The sequence below is a fragment of the Corynebacterium sp. c3Ub_189 genome, from assembly GCF_039907195.1.
Taxonomy (GTDB): Bacteria; Actinomycetota; Actinomycetes; order Mycobacteriales; family Mycobacteriaceae; genus Corynebacterium.
In genome coordinates this window covers 31,512-46,817 of the sequence record NZ_JASBOF010000015.1, presented here as the reverse complement: position 1 = coordinate 46,817, position 15,306 = coordinate 31,512, and the positions used below count along the sequence as shown (strand labels likewise).

The following is a 15,306-nucleotide window of genomic DNA, read 5'->3' as shown; positions in this document are numbered from 1 at the left end:
CGCCTCCCTATGATCCTCCTGCTTGATAATTACGATTCTTATACCTTCAACCTTGCCCACCTCATCGCGGAGGTAGCAGGACGCGAACCACTCGTCGTCGCCGCCGGTGAAGCGGACGGGCTGGCCGAGCGCGTCCGTGCCGGCGAATTTTCGCATGTGGTGATTTCTCCTGGCCCGGGCACGCCGGAACGCGAAGAGGATTTCGGTGCTGCCCGGGGCATTATCGCCGCCGCGGCCGCGGCCGAGATTCCGGTGCTGGGCGTATGCCTTGGCCACCAGGGGCTAGGTCTGCTAGCCGGCGCCCAGGTGTCGCCGGCGCCGCAGCCGCGCCACGGTTTCGTCTCCACCATCCGTCACTCGGGCGAAGGTATCTTTGCCGGAATCCCGCAACACTTCGAGGTGGTGCGCTACCACTCCCTGCATATAGAGGAGGCCCCCGGCATCACCGTCCATGCCCGCAGCGAAGACGGCGTCATCCAAGCCCTCAAGGTCGATGGATTGCCGCACTGGGGCGTGCAATTCCACCCCGAGTCGGTGCTCACGCAATACGGCCGGGATATTATGCGCAACTTCCTGGGCGGGTTTCGCCTGCTCCACCGGGAGGTGCCCGGCGCGGTGGACTGCGCACGGGTCTTTGCCGCCCTGCGCGCCGAGGGCAACGATGCCTTCTTCCTCGACTCCGCGGATCCCCGCGGGCGCTATTCCATCCTCGGCGATACCGCGGGCGCGTTGAGTCGCTCTTTCCGCTACCAGCTTGGCGACGCCCCCGATATCCTCACCCTCCTCGACCGCGAGCTCGCCACCCGCATCATCGATGCACCGACCCTCCCATTTACCGGCGGGGTCATCGGGTACCTAGGCTACGAATGCGCCCAGCTCACCCTGCCGATTGAACTTAGCCACCGCTCCCCTTACCCAGATGCCTATTTTGTGCGGCCGCAGTCCTTCATCGTCTATGACCACCACGCAGAAACAGCGCACCTGTGCTGCCTTGCCGGCGACGGCGCCGAGCAATTGCTAAACCGCCTGGAAGCCGCCTTGGGTGCGGAGGAACCACGGCCTACGGGGGAGGACAGTGGGGCGTCGCTAAGCGCGGGCTCCTGGCGCAGCCCCGGCTACCTGGAGCGGATTAAACGCGCCCAGGAATTCCTGCACGCCGGCGAGAGCTACGAGGTCTGCCTGACCGATACCTACTCGGCCGCGGCCGAGGGCGATCTCTATCCCCAACTGCGCTCGCACAATCCCGCCCCCTATGCCGCACACCTCGTCTTCGATGGTGTGGAGGTCTGCAGCGCCTCGCCCGAGCGCTTCCTCACCGTGCGCGGTCGTGAGGTAGAGGCCAAGCCGATTAAGGGCACTATCTCGACCGACCAGGATCCCGCGCTGCTGACCACGGACCCGAAGACACGGGCCGAAAATCTCATGATCGTTGACCTACTGCGCAACGATCTCTCCCGGGTATGCGAGCCCGGTACCGTGCGCGTGCCAAAGTTGATGCAGGTAGAAAGCTATGCCACCGTCCATCAGTTGGTCTCCGCCATTACCGGGCAACTGCGCGCCAGTGCCACCGCGGTCGATGCCCTCCGCGCCACCTTTCCTCCCGGATCGATGACGGGCGCGCCGAAGCTGCGCACCTGCGAGATCATTGACCAACTCGAAACGGGACCGCGCGGTGTGTACTCCGGCGTGGTGGGCTACCTGGGGTTTGACGGTCAATCCGATCTCAGCGTGGTTATCCGCACGGCCGTGCGGACGGCCGGTGAGGTCACCATCGGCGCCGGCGGGGCCATCGTCCTGGATTCGGATCCGGCCGCCGAGCTGGAGGAGCGCGACCTCAAGGCCCAATCCGTGTTGGGGGCATGGCAATGAGCACCTACCTCTGGCACGAGGGCAGTTTTATTCCAAGCCAGGCCCACCCCGGACCCTTTGACGTTGCGGATTCTTGGCGGATGCTTGCCGACGCCCACTCCAATGCCCTCCCCCTGCACCTCCAGCGCTTCGAATCAGTGGCCGGCCCACTTCCCGCCGGCTTCGTACCCGCGATGCTGCAGCTTGTGGGTCTCGGCGATCTCTTCCCCCGCATCTCGCTAGCCGGCGGACACCTGCGCCTCGATATTCGCCCCGCACCCCCTGCGCGCAGAACCACCCGGTTGACCTATGTGCAAGCCCCGGACCCGCGCACGCAGCCTTTGGTCAAGGGCCCCGACTTCCCAGCGCTGGCAGGCTTCCGCGCCGAATACCAAGCAGACGGTACCGATGACACCGCCATCGTGGATGCCTCCGGTGCCATGGTGGAGACCACCACCGGCGCGCTCGTCGCTTGGGATGGGGAGACGCTCATCCTCCCCACCGGACTGGCGCTGCCTAGCATCACGCTGCGCCAAGTTGCCCGGCGCGCCTCAGACCTCGGAATTCACACCGAAACGCGCCCCATCACCCCCGAGCTCGCCGCCGAGTGCCCCCTGTGGTTCCTCAACTCGCTCCACGGCATGAGCCCGGTTAGCGAACTACACGCCCCCACTGGTGTCATCCATCCACCGCACAGCCCGCATACCACCGGGTGGCAGCACTGGTGGTGGGGCTGTTTCCGCAGGGAAACGGCGGGCGACTAGCTCTCCTGCTTGGCTAGCTGCGCTGCCACTTCGGCGCAATCCGGCCGACCGCAGTGCTGGGTTTCTACATGCTGGATGCAGTCATCACAGATGAGTACCTGCTGGCGGCAGGTATCTTCATTGATGCAATTGTGGAACGTATTCGTGCCCTTACCGCAGTGCACGCAGTGGCCGAGCTGAATGAAGCCGGGGTCTTGGAGTCCTTGGCCAAACTCATGGTGCATGCGCTTGTCAAAGACATACATGGAGCCTTCCCACAGCCCATCATTGCCGTACTTTTCGCCATAGCGCACGATGCCACCATCAATTTGGTAGACCTCTTTGAAGCCACGGTTCTTCATCAACGAGGACAGGATCTCGCAGCGAATGCCACCGGTGCAGTAAGACACCACCGGCTTATCCTTCATCCAGTCATACTTGCCGGACTCGATTTCTTCGATGAAATCATGCGTGGTTTTCACATCGGGCACGACGGCATTTTTAAACTTGCCAATCTCCGCTTCCATGGCGTTGCGGCCGTCAAAGAAGACGACCTCCTCGCCACGTTCTTCTACCAGCTTATTTACCTCTTCTGGCTTGAGGTGCACGCCGCCGCCAACGACGCCGTTTTCATCCACCTTCAGCTCGCCCGGCGCGCCAAAGGCCACGATTTCATCGCGCACCTTGACCGAAAGCCGCGGGAAGTCATCCGCGCCGCCTTCGGACCACTTGAACTGCATGCGCTTAAAGCCGGGGTATTCCTTGGTCTGGCGGACGTAGCGCTTGCAGGCTTCCATATCGCCGCCAACGGTGCCGTTGATGCCGTGCTCGGAAATGAGGATGCGCCCCTTGAGCCCCAGGGACTCGCACAGGGTGCGCTGCCACAGCATGATTGCGGTGGGATCTTCGATGGGGGTAAAGCAGTAATACAGGAGAACTTTGCCAATAGTCACGCCCTAATCTTAGGCCCGCAGCTGCGCAGATCCCCAATCTTGTAGCTCTCCCTTATATGACTGCGGCCCCTCCAGCACAAGCTGAAAGGGCCGCATCCTTAGCACGCGGAAGTTAGCGCTTTTGGTACAGCGCCTTCTTGCGGGCAAAGACTGGGTCAGAGGTCACGAGCACGCCAAGGTTGCGGAAGATTCCCTCATCCACAGAACCCAGGATGGTGGTGGTGTGGACGTCGCAACCAGCAAGTTCCTTGATCTGCTCCAGCGCCTTGCGGGCATTGTCATCCTTCGCCGCAGACACGGACAAGGCGATCAGCACCTCGTCGGTGTGCAGGCGTGGATTCTTGGAACCCAGGTGCTTGGTCTTGAGCGTTTGAATCGGCTCGATGGACTCGGGCGACAGCAGGTGGATATCGTCATCGATGCCCGCCAAGTGCTTTAGCGCATTAAGCAGCATAGCTGCAGAACAACCCAGCAATGGCGAGGTGCGGCCGGTGATCATGGTGCCGTCGTGCAGCTGCATAGCAGAGGCAGGCTCGCCGGTTTCTTCCGCACGCTGGCGAGCAGGCACCACCACAGGGCGGTCCTCAACCTTGATGCCGGCCTTAGCCATGATGACGGCGGCTCGCTCGGACTGCTCGGTGCCCAAGCCGGCACGCGCCTCTTCCACCTGCGCCTTGAAGTAGCGGCGGATAATTTCTTGCTGGGCAGCGGCGCGGCACACGGCGTCATCAGTAATGCAGAAGCCGACCATATTCACGCCCATGTCCGTTGGAGACTGGTACGGGGTGGTGCCGGTGAGCTTTTCCAAAAGCGTGCGCAGCAGCGGGAACGCTTCCACATCGCGGTTGTAATTCACGGTGGATTCGCCGTGGGCGGACAGGTGGAAGTGGTCAATAATATTGGAATCATTGAGGTCTACCGTGGCTGCCTCATAGGCCAGGTTCACGGGGTGTTCCAGGGGGAGATTCCAAATAGGGAAGGTTTCAAACTTGGCGTATCCGGCGTTATTGCCGCGCTGATGCTCGTGGTAGACCTGCGAAAGCGCAGTAGCCAGCTTGCCGGAGCCGGGGCCCGGCGCGGTGACCACGACGAGGTCGCGGGAGGTTTCCGCAAACTCATTGCGGCCAAAACCTTCATCGGACACGATGAGGTCCGTATTGGTGGGGTAACCAGGGATAACACAGTGGCGCGCCACCTTGAGTCCGAGGCGCTCTGCCTTGTCGATGAAGGCTTCGGCTTGGGAGTTGCCTTCCTCCAGCTGGGTCATGACGATGTTTTCTACCAAGAATCCGCGGCTGCGGAATACGTCCACCAAGCGCAGCAGGTCATCTTCATAAAGAATGCCCAGGTCCGCGCGCACCTTCTGGCGGGAGATATCTTTCGCGTTGATGCAGATGAGGATCTCTACGTCCTCTTTGATGCGCTCCAGCATCGCGATTTTATTGTCTGGGGTGAAGCCGGGCAGCACGCGGGAGGCATGCATATCGTCAAAAAGTTTGCCGCCCATCTCTAGGTAGAGTTTGCCGCCGATTTCCTCGCGGCGGGCGTGGATGTGCTTCGACTGCAGCTCGATGTATTTCTCGCGGTCAAAGCCGATTTTTTGCGTCATGATTTGAAAGCCTTCCCCTGAGTTAAATCATTCCGCATTTCGAGTTTACGCTATTGTCACCTCCCGAATAAGTGGGCTGGTTAGCGGCAGGTTTGGCCGAAAATTCTTCCCGGTTAGACTGAGTTCTATGCCTGAAGGTCACGTCATCCACCGCCTAGCTAATAAATTCAACGCCGATTTTCGCGGCATGCCGCTGCGCGTGACCAGCCCGCAGGGGCGCTTCGCAGCGGAGGCGGAGCTTCTCGATGGCGAGCGTATCGAGCTGGCAGAGACCTACGGCAAGCACCTTTTCGTACACTTTAGCGCCCAGGATCCGCGCCATATCCTCTATATTCACTTAGGCCTGATTGGCAAGCTGCGCTTCGAGCCCCGCGAGGAAGTAGGCGGACAGATCCGGGTGCGCATTGATAATGGCGCCGAGGCCGCTAACCTGCGCGGGCCGCAGTTTTGCCGCCTGCTCACTGAAGAGGAGTTCCGCGCACAGCTAGCCAAGGTAGGCCAAGACCCGCTGCGCGCGGACGCCGATGTGGAGGCACTCTGGGCCAAAGTGCATAAATCGCGCCGCAGCATCGGCTCCCTCATGATGGATCAGCACCTTTATGCCGGCGTGGGCAATATCTACCGGGCCGAGACCCTCTTTCGTCACGGCCTCTCCCCTTTCCTCCCGGGCCGGGACGTTTCCCGTGAAACCTTTGACGCCACGTGGGCGGACTTGGTGGATCTCATGGAATACGGAGTGGAGCACGGCCGCATCGATACCGTGCGGCCCGAGCACTCCCCCGAGGCCATGGGCCGCGAACCGCGCAAGGATGACCACGGCGGCGAGGTCTACGTCTATCGCCGCGCCGGCCTACCTTGCTATATCTGCGGCACCCCGGTGGCAGAAAAGGTCATGGAGGGACGCAACCTATTTTGGTGTCCAACCTGCCAACCGGCTCCTTAAAGGCCTATCCTGGCGAATATGCGACATGCCTATAGCGTTGCCGCCGTTCGCGCGGCAGAGCGTTCCCTTCTAGCCCAGCAGAACTTTGACGATGAGCTCATGCGCTTGGCCGCACGAGGCGTGGCGGCCACGGCCGCGAACATGCTCGGCTCTTATCGGCGCGTAACTATCCTTGTCGGGCCAGGCGGCAACGGCGGCGATGGCCTCTATGCTGGCGTTTTCTTGGCGGAGGAAGGCTATTCAGTAGTGGCTATCCTCGCGGCGGATGCCGCACACGAACCCGCGCTAGACGCATTTGCCACGGCCGGCGGAACCATAGCGCACGACCTAGGAAACGCCGATCTGCTTATCGACGCCGTCGCCGGCCTCGCCTCCACCCGCGGCCTTTCCGGTGCCCCACTGAGGGCCTATACCGAGGCCAAGAAGCGTGGGGTGCCGGTATTAGCTGTGGACATTCCTTCGGGAATTAACGCCGATACCGGCGTAGCCGCAGCCGATGCCGTAGAGGCAGACGTGACCATTAGCTTTGGCTGGGCCCGTGCCGGACATATCTTTGCCCCGGCATGCGGTGCGGTGGTGCTCTGCGATCTGCTCCTGCCCGGCGCCCCGCGCTCCTTTGCAGAAGAGCTTTCCGCTACCGCGGAGCCGGTGGGCTATATCGCCAATGAACCCACTATCCCCCTGCCCTACCAGTGGCCGACTGAGCCGGTGCTTTCCGGAGAACAAGGCCTAGTTACCGCCCCGAAGGCGGTGGGCTGCACGGGCCCGATTCTGGATCCGACTCCGGGGGCTCAAAGCACCAAATACACCGGCGGGGTGACCGCGGTATGTGCTGGCAGCAACACCTTTCCCGGCGCGGGCATTCTCGCCGCCACAGGCGCGGTGCGCGCCACGCCGTCCATGGTTCGCGTCGTGGGCAATGACTCCGTGGTCACGAGCCTGCCGGAGGTAGTGCCCCATGCCAGCGCCCAAGAAAAAGTCCACGCCCAAGCCTGGGTCGTAGGCCCAGGGCGAGGCACCGGACCGGAGGCGGCCGCCGAATTGCGCGCCGTGCTAGAACGCAGACTGCCCACGATTATCGACGCCGATGCGCTGACCATACTTTCTACCTGTGGGGATCTGCGCGAACTCGTACGCGATCATCCCTGCGCCGTCCTGACCCCGCATGCCGGGGAATTTGAGCGGCTCTACGCGGCAACTCTCGGCCGCGAACTTGATCTTTCGAAGGGACTCGGGGTGCACCTGCGCGAGCTTTCCGACGCGCTCGACTGCTTCATCCTGCACAAGGGCCGGATCACCACGGTCACGGCCCCAGGCCAGAAAATTTACGGCATGAACGCTGGGCATTCTTACGCAGCCACCGCCGGTTCTGGTGACGTGCTCTCTGGCATCCTCGGCGCCACGCTCGCGCAATTGGATATCGCTGAAGTAAGTGCGGAGACGATCATTCTGGAAATCCTCCATGCCGCGGCCATACACCAGCATGCTGCCGCCATTGCCGCCCACACCCCGGACGGCTTTGGGATTTGCTCCGCCTCCCAGATTGCCGCAGCCGTGCCGCAGGCAATCGCACGGCTGCTCGCCATGCAACGCTAGCTGAGCACGGAAACCTTCTCCTGTTCAGAAACGTGACCGTCCTTGACCTCTACCACGCGGTCAGCAAAATTCAGCAAGGAGCGATCATGGGTCACTAGCACGGTGGCGGTCTGCATTTCTTGGGTGACATCACGCAAAAGACGGATGATCTCCTGCGAGAGATGGGAATCAAGCGCAGAGGTAGGCTCATCGGCCAAGAGCAGGTCTGGCTGCTCCATCAGCGCCCGGGCGATATTGACACGCTGGCGCTGGCCACCGGACAACTGGCCCATACGGCGGTTTCCCATCCCCTCTAGGCCAACAAACTCCAATAGCTCATCGGCGTGCTGCGGGCGCAGCTTACGGCCGGCGATATGGTCCATAATCACCAATTGGTCGCGCACATTGAGCGAGGACAGCAGGTTGGCCTGTTGGAAAATGATGGAGCGGGTACCGTCCACGTGCACGGACCCGGAGTCCGGCGTGATGAGGCCTGCGGCTACGGACAGCAGCGTGGACTTGCCGGACCCTGACTCACCCACGATGGCGGTAAGCGTATTGGATTCGGCGATGAGGGAGGCTTCGGCAAGCGCAGTAGTCGTGGTCTCACCGTCCTGGTAGGTCACGGTGGCGTTGCGGATATCAAGAATGGTGGACATGTTAAGCATTTCCTCCAAGGGCATCGAGTGGGTTGGCTTTAGCTACGCGGCGGGTAGCAATAAGGGCACCGGCCATGCCGAGAGCCCAGATGCCAACCGCGGGAACGGCGATGGTGCGCAGGGAAACATCAAAGGGCACGGTGCCGGAAGCAAGCGCGCCGAGCACCCAACCAACGACGGCGCCCGCAATAGTGCCGGCGGCCAAGATGATGGCGGCTTGTGCCAGGGCATCGCGCAAGAGGTAACGCACGGTAGCGCCGAGCGCGCGCAAGATGGACAGGTCACGGGTGCGCTGGATGGTCCATACGGTCAGGAAAGCGACGGTGACCAGCGCGGAGATTCCGTACAGGAAACCCTGCATGGTTAGCAGCGAGCCGCGCTCAGACTGATAGGCCGCCAAGCCGGAAAAAGACTTGGACACCTTCACGGAGCCAGGAACCTCTTGTTTATATAGCGCTGCCGTACCAATCACGCCCTGCGGAGCGTGGCTGATGCGCTGCCAGGTTTCGGTAGATGCCCATACCACCTCGGAATGTGCATACATCGTCTCTGGGATGGTGTCCTCCACCGAAAAATCGGCGCTACCTAGGGTGACGGTATCGGTCGCGTCGATGGACTCTGGCAAGAGCACGCCCTGCTCCGGGATGGTCTTATCGGTACCCGGAACCTGGGTGCCGGCCGGCAGGCTGAGGACGGCAACGCCGCCGTGCCCCTCCAGCTTGGTCTGCGCTACGCCGAGCGGAATGCCGTCGCTGGCGATATCGCCGGCGTGCATCTCGGATTCACTAAAGGAGGGTTCCTCGGTGGAGAAGGAGATATATGGGTATTCCTTTTCCAGGGACTCCAACGCGGAAGTATTTTGCTTGGACAGGCCCTCCGTGAGGCCGGAGAGCATCACGAGCAGAAGGGTAATGAGCGCAACCGTGCCGCCGATGAGCGCGAAACGGCCGCGCGCTGTGGTGATTTCTCTGATTGCTAGGAACATAGTTCTATATTCGCTTTATGCAGGTCAGAAGTAATCGGCCAGCTCGCTGAACCTCGAGTCAACCAAGTGGTTGATTCACGGTCCACCCGTACGCGGATATCCTGGGTGGTTGTGTTTAAAGGACAAAAATTATGGGTCTATGGCCTGCACGCCATGTTCGCGTTTCTGCTGGTCTTCGGCGTGGCGCGCGCCTATGTGGATGACCGGCTCGACGCCCGGGTGATCGCCTTAGCCATCACCCTCGCCGTGGTCTATGCCGCACAGCGTTGGCTGCCCACATGGTTATGGCTGAGTGGGCTATGCCTGCTGTGGCTAGGCCTGATGGTCCATGCGCAGGATTTCATGTGGCTGGAATTCCCGCTCATTTTTGTCTTTCTGCGTGCCCTGCCCACCGTGCCTGGGTTAGTCTCCATCGCCGCGCTGTGGGCAGCGGCCGCCTTTATTCCCGCCTGGCTGCACCCCGAGGGCTGGTCCATCGCTGCGGCCGTGGGACCACTTATCGGTACAGCCTTTGCAGCCACGGTCTTTTTCATCCAGCGGCGTCTGCAGGCAGAGGCGGCGCACCACAGGGACATAGCCAAGCAGCTGCGCGAAACCCAAGCCGAACTGGCCGCCAGCGAGCACCAAGCCGGCCGGCTAGAGGAGCGTGAGCGCCTCTCTCGCGAGATCCATGACACCGTCGCGCAAGGCCTCAGCTCCATCTTGTTGCTCTCCCGCGCGGCCCGCGGTACCGACGATCCAGCGACCAAAGAGGAGCAACTGGCGGTTATTGAAGACGTCGCGAGCGAAAACCTGGCTGAGGCCCGCCGCTTTGTCCGCGAACTAGCCGGCCCGGATGAGCGACTGGAAACCCAACTTAGTTCCCTGCTGTCCCAGATGCGCAGCCGCGTGAAAGCCTTGGGGGAAGAGACCGCCTTTGAGCTGGTGGTATCTGGAAGTGGCAAGGTGCCCGGACGCATCAAAGAGGTCATCATACGTGCTGCGCAGGAAGGGCTCAATAACGTCATCAAACATGCCCACGCCTCGCGCGCCGTGGTCACGCTCGGTCTCTTTGAGGATGCGGTGACCTTGGACGTCGTTGATAATGGATGCGGACTATCCGCCTCCCCTCGCCCCAGCGGCAGGGACCATGGTTTTGGGCTCAGCGGCATCCGCGGCCGCGTGGAAGCTGTGGGCGGCACCATGAACCTGGAATCCGGCGAAGGTACCGCCCTGGCCGTCCGTATCCCGCTGAAGGAGAAAAGCAATGGTTAATGTCATGCTGATTGATGATCACCCCGTGGTCCGCGCCGGCCTGCGTGCCATCCTCAATACCTTCTCCGATGTCGAGGTTGTCATGGAAGGCTCTACCGGCGCGGATGTGGATAAGCTCTTTACTGACGACGCCCCACAGGTAGACGCCGTGGTCTGCGATATCCAGATGCCTGGCATGGATGGCATCGCGGCCACCAAGCGGGTAGTGGAGGCCGGCGGCCCACCGGTACTCATCCTCACCACCTATGACACGCAGGCCGATATCCTTGCCGCCGTAGAGGCCGGCGCGATGGGCTATCTGCTTAAAGATTCCCCCGAGCAGGCGCTGCACGAGGCCGTGCTCAATACCGCCGCGCACCGCCGCACCTTGGCACCGGAGGTAGTAGACCTCCTAGCCCAGCGCGTGGGCCGGCCGCACGAATCGCTGTCCGCCCGCGAGCTAGAAATCCTCCGGGCGTTGTCTACCGGTTCCTCCAATAAGGAGCTGGCCAAGCAACTCTTTATCTCTGAGGCCACGGTCAAAACCCACCTCATCCATATCTTTCAGAAATTGGGTGTGGAAACTCGCACCGCCGCGGTGACCGTGGCGCGGGAGAGGAAGCTCATCTGATGCTGGACTGCATAGTCATTGGTGCCGGCCAGGCGGGTCTTGCGGTGGGCTACTATCTGCGCAAAAAGGGCCTGGATTTTGTCATTCTAGACGCTGAGCCCGGGCCCGGCGCGGCCTGGCGCCATACCTGGCCCTCGCTCACGCTCTTTAGCAATTCTGCCTCCTCCAACCTGCCGGGATGGCCCATGCCCCACTATGAAGGCTTTCCGCCAGCTAGCCACGTTATTGATTACTTTGCGCGTTATGAGAAGCGCTATGAACTGCCCATTCGTCGGCCGGTCACAGTGGATGAGGTAACCCATGACGGCGCGTGCTTCCACGTCTTCGCCGGCGAAGAGCATCTGACAGCACGCACGGTCGTGGCGGCCACGGGCACGTGGTCCGCTCCCTTTATCCCCTACTACCCCGGTACTTTTGACGGGAGGCAATGGCATTCCGCCTTCTATCCAGGCCCCGCGGACTTCGCCGGATCTACCGTGGCGGTCGTCGGCGCGGCCAATTCCGGTGCCCAAATCGCAGCCGAGCTCCTACTCTCCGGTGTGGAAACCACCTGGTATACCCGCAACTCCCCGCGGTGGATGCCCGACGACGTTGACGGCCGAGTGCTCTTTCAGCGCAATCGCGCCCGCCTCAACGCCATGCTCCGCGGCGAACCAGACCCCGGCGCGGATTCCAACCTGGGCGATATTGTGATGGTTCCGCCGGTTCTACGCGCACGGGATTCCGGACTCTTGCAGGCCACCCCTATGTTTTCTTCGCTTGCTGAAGTCACCGCAGACCACCTCATCTGGTGCACCGGTTTCCGGCCTGCCCTCCGGCCCATCCGCGGGCTTCTTGATGGCACCTCCCCCACCGTCGATGGCCTCTTCCTCGTGGGTTACGGCACGTGGACCGGACCCGGTTCCGCAACTATTACCGGGGTAAGCCCCTTTGCCAAGCAGACCGCGCACGATGTAGCGAATATATGTGACTAAAGCTATAGGTTTGTCCCAACTAATTCGACTACACTGCCTTCACACAAAGAGTGCGGCACAATTTGGGAAAGCTGGTTTATGCATGTCTGCCTGGGATCTCTACGATGACCTCATCGATGCCATTCCCCGTGACATAGTGGTCTCCCGCGCCGCCCAAGGCCCGCGGTGGACCCGGGTATACACCGAAAGTCCTAGCTGCGGCATGGCCATGACCATGTCTGCCACCTCTCGCCCGGCCCAGATGCGCGCCGAGTACTCTGGGGTTCCTCTTCGCGCCATCGCCCAGCTGGCCAAGAGCTGGAATTTTTCGGAGGCTTCCTTCGGCATGGCCGCGCTAAATTCCTACTACGCCACGCCTTCTGTAGCCGATGAGCATGGTTTTACGCTTGCCGACTCCCCCTGGCCCCACTTCTTTGATCCCTTCCGCAACGCCGTCGCGGGGAAGAAGGTCGCGGTCATTGGCCACTTCCCTTTTGCACCCAAGACACTCAACCAGGCTGCGGATTTTTATATGTTGGAGCGCTCGCTCAATGAGGGCGACTACCCCGATTCCGCCGCCGAATACATCCTGCCCGAGTGCGATTATGTCTTTATTACCGGCTCTGCCTTTGTCAATAAAACCGCTCCCCGCCTGCTCGAGCTCTCCCGCGAGTCCTTCAATGTCGTCCTAGGCCCATCAACTCCCCTAGCCCCTGTACTGCTTGAACACTACGGCGTATCGCAAGTCACCGGCATGGTTCCGTCCAACCCCGCGGGGATGTTTGAGGGCCTAGAGAAGGGTGATTCCCTCGATATGTTCAACTTCGGACACCGAGTCACCCTAGGGCGCTAAACAATCACGCCGGCCAAGATTACGGCAGCGAGAGCACCCAGGCCCGCCGCCGCAGTCCAGCCGATGAAGCGCACAGCTCGCAGCTGTACCTTAAAACTGCTGCGGCTTACCAGGAACGCACCCAAGGATGCGCCGAGGGTATTGAAGACCAAGTCGTCTACGTCGCTAAATCCCAGCGAGAATACGTATTGGGTAATTTCGATACCTAGGCTGAGCGCCATTGCCAGAAGGATGGTTCCACCGCGGCCAAAGCGGATGCGCCGCGAATTGTGCCCCATTACTACCAAGCACGCACCGAGCGGCATAAACAGCGCTATATTGCCAAAGGTATTGGTCCACGGACCCCACCACGGATGAGGGTTATTAAAGCCGTTGAACATTTGCAGATCGAGGCTGCGGCGTGCGTGCGCAGACGCATCAACCACACCGGGAATATCTATAAAGGGTTTGCCCACCGTAGCTACTGCGATAGCCACCATGACAACCACGCAGGCTACGGCTGCACTGCGCCACAGCGTGCGCTTAGCAGGCATTCCACGCGCACCAATCTGACGCGAGGTGCGGGTGGGCATCGTGGTCATCGTCATGTTGTTCAAGTTAACAAGCGAGCCTGAAAAATCTCCGTGAGATTCGCTGTTAAATCGCTGCATCACATTTAACGTACGATGGTGAGCATGAGCACTCTACTAGTTACTCGCAACGATGATAAATCCGTCACGACCTCCTTTGAAGAGGGAGAGTTCCTCGGCGAGGGCGACCTTACCGTCGATGTGTCTTATTCTTCGCTGAACTACAAAGACGCCATGGCAATTGCCGGCGATCGTGGTGTCATGCGCACCAGCCCGCTGGTTCCGGGCATCGACGTGGTCGGCACCGTTGCCGAGTCCAACGTGGAACGCCTTCCGGTTGGCACCCTGGTAGCTTCCTTCGGTGATGGCCTAGGCGAGTTCCGCCACGGTGGCTACACCCCGAAGCAGCGCGTGAATTCCCAGGCAACCGTCGCGCTGCCCGCGGACTTCACCGCAGAACAGGCGGCCGCCGTAGGAACCGCAGGTTACACTGCTGCCCTATGCGTTAACTCTCTGCGCGGGCTACCCGATGGTCCAGTTTTGGTCACCGGCGCCACCGGTGGCGTAGGCTCCATCGCTGTGAACCTCCTCTCCAATGCTGGCTACGAGGTTCACGCGATGACCGGCCGCCCGGATGACTACTCCCAGTACCTCCACGAGCTAGGCGCCCACACCATTGTGGACCGCGCCGAATTTACTGAGGCCGGAAAACCCTTGCAGAAGGCAACGTATGCCGGTGCGGTTGATACCTCCGGCTCCCACGTCTTGGCTAATGTATTGTCCCGCACTGTGTGGGGCGGCACCGTCGCCTCCACCGGTATGGCCGCCGGCCCGGACCTGCCCACCACCGTCTTGCCTTTCATTCTGCGCAATGTGCACCTCGCCGGCGTTAACTCTGTCGACGCCCCGCTGCACTACCGCCAGAACGCTTGGCAGCTCCTCGCACGCAAGCTGGACCGGTCCATCCTTGAGTCCCTGACCAATACGATTCCGTTGTCGGACGTTGTCAAGGAATCCAAGTCCCTCCTCGAGGGCACCCACCACGGACGCACCGTTCTTAAGATTTCCTAGGTCCCGCCTAGCCAATCTTCTAAGGCGCCCGCCGTTATAGCGGGTGCCTTTTTACATCCACCGGCCGGCGCGGACAGCTAGCTTTCCGACGTCCCCTCTTTAACTACCGCGCGTAGCAACGTGCGGGAAATCCTGCCCAAGGTTTGTAGGTCTTCGTCACTAAGGGTGCCCACCACGATCTCTTCGACTGTGGCAGTATGTCGCACGATCGCTGTGTTGAAAGCGGCACTTCCCCTTTCCGTCACAGTGACTTCAACTGCACGGGTTCCTAACTCCGGCGCCTCGCGCCTGGAAACCAATTTTCGGGACTCCATGCGCACTAACTGCCGATGCAACCGCGACTTCTCCCACCGAAGCTCCCCCGCCAATTCATGCGGGCGTGTAGAAATCTGGCGCCGACGATTCAGCACGGCCAACACCGCATAATCTGCCTCGCTCAATCTAGAGCCACTCTGCAGCTCCCCAGAAAGACGTGCGTGGAGCGCTTCTTGCATGGCAACAAAGTCACCCCACGCCGCACTCTGCTCCACGCGCATCGCATTCCTCCTTTGGTTCTCCTTCTATCAACAGTCTATACTGCAGAGTTGATCTAGCAACTCATTGGCTTACCAAGAGTTGATACACCAACTCCCACTACTGCACAGAGCTGTGGGTCTACGAGAACCACAATTGCACAAACCC

At 61.1% G+C, this 15,306-nt stretch carries 15 protein-coding genes; 9 read left to right on the top strand and 6 right to left on the bottom strand.

Annotation, left to right across the window (positions count from 1 at the left end; translation table 11 throughout):
• The first annotated feature begins 9 nt into the window (after window positions 1-9).
• Window positions 10-1,869, top strand: coding sequence for a chorismate-binding protein (locus QKD99_RS08465; RefSeq protein WP_347951206.1), 1,860 nt, complete (start codon window positions 10-12; stop codon window positions 1,867-1,869).
• On the top strand, window positions 1,866-2,612 hold the full coding sequence (locus tag QKD99_RS08460; RefSeq protein WP_284811369.1) for an aminotransferase class IV: 747 nt from the start codon (window positions 1,866-1,868) through the stop codon (window positions 2,610-2,612). The genes QKD99_RS08465 and QKD99_RS08460 overlap by 4 nt, the downstream gene beginning before the upstream one ends.
• Here the strand turns inward: QKD99_RS08460 and QKD99_RS08455 are convergent.
• Window positions 2,609-3,544, bottom strand: a complete 936-nt coding sequence (locus tag QKD99_RS08455; RefSeq protein ID WP_005326978.1) for a rhodanese-related sulfurtransferase — start codon at window positions 3,542-3,544, stop codon at window positions 2,609-2,611. The two genes, QKD99_RS08460 and QKD99_RS08455, sit on opposite strands and share 4 nt — an antisense overlap.
• A 112-nt stretch (window positions 3,545-3,656) precedes the next feature.
• The gene (locus tag QKD99_RS08450; protein ID WP_049377046.1) at window positions 3,657-5,153 is read right to left on the bottom strand and encodes a DUF1846 domain-containing protein; all 1,497 of its coding nucleotides are present in this window, start codon (window positions 5,151-5,153) and stop codon (window positions 3,657-3,659) included.
• A 127-nt stretch (window positions 5,154-5,280) separates the two neighbouring features.
• On the opposite strand from QKD99_RS08450, the gene QKD99_RS08445 reads away from it, so the two are divergent.
• The gene (locus QKD99_RS08445) at window positions 5,281-6,096 is read left to right on the top strand and encodes a DNA-formamidopyrimidine glycosylase family protein (protein ID WP_049377045.1); all 816 of its coding nucleotides are present in this window, start codon (window positions 5,281-5,283) and stop codon (window positions 6,094-6,096) included.
• 18 nt (window positions 6,097-6,114) lie between these two features.
• The gene (locus QKD99_RS08440) at window positions 6,115-7,692 is read left to right on the top strand and encodes a bifunctional ADP-dependent NAD(P)H-hydrate dehydratase/NAD(P)H-hydrate epimerase (RefSeq protein ID WP_049377044.1); all 1,578 of its coding nucleotides are present in this window, start codon (window positions 6,115-6,117) and stop codon (window positions 7,690-7,692) included.
• Here the strand turns inward: QKD99_RS08440 and QKD99_RS08435 are convergent.
• Together QKD99_RS08435 and QKD99_RS08430 are read right to left on the bottom strand one after the other, a co-directional pair.
• The gene (locus QKD99_RS08435; protein ID WP_049377043.1) at window positions 7,689-8,330 is read right to left on the bottom strand and encodes an ATP-binding cassette domain-containing protein; all 642 of its coding nucleotides are present in this window, start codon (window positions 8,328-8,330) and stop codon (window positions 7,689-7,691) included. The two genes, QKD99_RS08440 and QKD99_RS08435, sit on opposite strands and share 4 nt — an antisense overlap.
• A gap of 1 nt (window position 8,331) precedes the next feature.
• Entirely contained in the window at window positions 8,332-9,315 is a 984-nt protein-coding gene (locus QKD99_RS08430) for an ABC transporter permease (RefSeq protein WP_049377042.1), read from the bottom strand.
• A 105-nt stretch (window positions 9,316-9,420) separates the two neighbouring features.
• Between QKD99_RS08430 and QKD99_RS08425 the strand changes: the two genes are divergently transcribed.
• From QKD99_RS08425 to QKD99_RS08410, 4 genes are all read left to right on the top strand, one after another.
• Window positions 9,421-10,569: a sensor histidine kinase gene (locus QKD99_RS08425; protein ID WP_347951214.1), complete on the top strand. Its 1,149-nt coding sequence runs from the start codon at window positions 9,421-9,423 to the stop codon at window positions 10,567-10,569.
• Window positions 10,562-11,179, top strand: coding sequence for a response regulator transcription factor (locus tag QKD99_RS08420; protein WP_049377040.1), 618 nt, complete (start codon window positions 10,562-10,564; stop codon window positions 11,177-11,179). Before QKD99_RS08425 ends, QKD99_RS08420 begins: the two co-directional genes overlap by 8 nt.
• Window positions 11,179-12,153, top strand: coding sequence for an NAD(P)-binding domain-containing protein (locus QKD99_RS08415; protein WP_284787968.1), 975 nt, complete (start codon window positions 11,179-11,181; stop codon window positions 12,151-12,153). The genes QKD99_RS08420 and QKD99_RS08415 overlap by 1 nt, the downstream gene beginning before the upstream one ends.
• 82 nt (window positions 12,154-12,235) lie before the next feature.
• Window positions 12,236-12,985, top strand: coding sequence for a DUF364 domain-containing protein (locus tag QKD99_RS08410; RefSeq protein WP_049377038.1), 750 nt, complete (start codon window positions 12,236-12,238; stop codon window positions 12,983-12,985).
• Here QKD99_RS08410 and QKD99_RS08405 read toward each other — a convergent pair.
• Window positions 12,982-13,572, bottom strand: a complete 591-nt coding sequence (locus QKD99_RS08405) for a VanZ family protein (protein ID WP_284787962.1) — start codon at window positions 13,570-13,572, stop codon at window positions 12,982-12,984. The genes QKD99_RS08410 and QKD99_RS08405 overlap by 4 nt on opposite strands.
• A 78-nt stretch (window positions 13,573-13,650) precedes the next feature.
• On the opposite strand from QKD99_RS08405, the gene QKD99_RS08400 reads away from it, so the two are divergent.
• Entirely contained in the window at window positions 13,651-14,625 is a 975-nt protein-coding gene (locus QKD99_RS08400; protein ID WP_269953962.1) for an MDR family oxidoreductase, read from the top strand.
• A 77-nt stretch (window positions 14,626-14,702) separates the two neighbouring features.
• On the opposite strand, the gene QKD99_RS08395 is transcribed toward QKD99_RS08400, so the two are convergent.
• Entirely contained in the window at window positions 14,703-15,161 is a 459-nt protein-coding gene (locus QKD99_RS08395) for a MarR family winged helix-turn-helix transcriptional regulator (protein ID WP_284787958.1), read from the bottom strand.
• Between the last annotated feature and the right edge of the window lie 145 nt (window positions 15,162-15,306).